This is a genomic window from Streptomyces smaragdinus (genome assembly GCF_009604385.1).
Taxonomy (GTDB): Bacteria; Actinomycetota; Actinomycetes; order Streptomycetales; family Streptomycetaceae; genus Streptomyces; species Streptomyces smaragdinus.
On record NZ_WEGJ01000101.1, the window covers coordinates 1 to 1,310 of the forward strand.

General features: G+C 67.0%; 1 protein-coding gene. It reads right to left on the reverse strand.

The annotated features are described in order from the left end of the window. On the reverse strand, positions 1 to 1,310 hold a 1,310-nt coding region (gene ahcY / locus SRB5_RS35750), incomplete at both ends, for an adenosylhomocysteinase (RefSeq protein WP_153458034.1).

Sequence of the window (1,310 nt, forward strand, 5' to 3'; positions counted from 1 at the left end):
TCGTCGAGGTGTTTGGGCAGGACGTAGACGCCGACGGGGTACTGCTCGGTCTTGGTGAACAGTTCGATCTGGGCGATCGTCTGGTTGGCGAAGGAGTTCGACATCACGAACGAGGGGTGGCCGGTGGCGTTGCCCAGGTTGAGGAGGCGGCCCTCGGACAGGACGATGAGTTTCTTGCCGTCGGGGAAGGTCCAGGTGTGGACCTGGGGCTTGACCTCGTCCTTCACGATCCCCGGGAGCTGGGCCAGACCGGCCATGTCGATCTCGTTGTCGAAGTGGCCGATGTTCCCCACGATCGCCTGGTGCTTCATCCGCGCCATGTCCGAGGCCAGGATGATGTCCTTGTTCCCCGTCGTGGTGATGAAGATGTCCGCCGTCTCGACGACGTCGTCCAGGCGCGCGACCTGGTAGCCGTCCATCGCCGCCTGCAGCGCGCAGATCGGGTCGATCTCCGTGACGATGACGCGGGCGCCCTGGCCGCGCAGGGACTCGGCGCAGCCCTTGCCGACGTCGCCGTAGCCCAGGACGACGGCGGTCTTGCCGCCGATGAGGACGTCGGTGGCGCGGTTGATGCCGTCGATCAGGGAGTGGCGGCAGCCGTACTTGTTGTCGAACTTCGACTTCGTCACCGCGTCGTTCACGTTGATCGCGGGGAACAGGAGCTGGCCCGCCTGGTGCATCTCGTACAGACGGTGGACACCGGTGGTGGTCTCCTCCGTCACGCCGCGGATCTCCGACGCGAGCTGGGTCCACTTCGTGGGACTCTGCGCCAGGGTGCGGTTGAGGAGCTGGAGGATGACGCGGTGCTCGTCGTTCTCCGCCGTGTCGACGGAGGGGGCGGCGCCGGCCTTCTCGTACTCGACGCCCCTGTGGACCAGGAGCGTGGCGTCACCGCCGTCGTCCAGGATCATGTTCGGACCGCCGGTCGGCGTGTTCGGCCAGGTCAGAGCCTGCTCCGTGCACCACCAGTACTCCTCCAGCGTCTCCCCCTTCCAGGCGAAGACAGGCACACCGCGCGGGTCGTCGACCGTCCCGTCCGGACCCACCACGACTGCGGCGGCCGCGTGGTCCTGGGTGGAGAAGATGTTGCACGAGACCCAGCGGACCTCGGCACCCAGCGCGATCAGGGTCTCGATCAGCACCGCCGTCTGGATCGTCATGTGCAGCGAGCCCATGATCCGCGCCCCGGCGAGAGGCTGCGCCTGCGCGTACTCGGCGCGGATCGCCATCAGACCGGGCATCTCGTGCTCGGCCAGCTCGATCTCCTTACGGCCGAAAGCCGCCAGGGAGAGGTCAGCCACCTTGTAGTC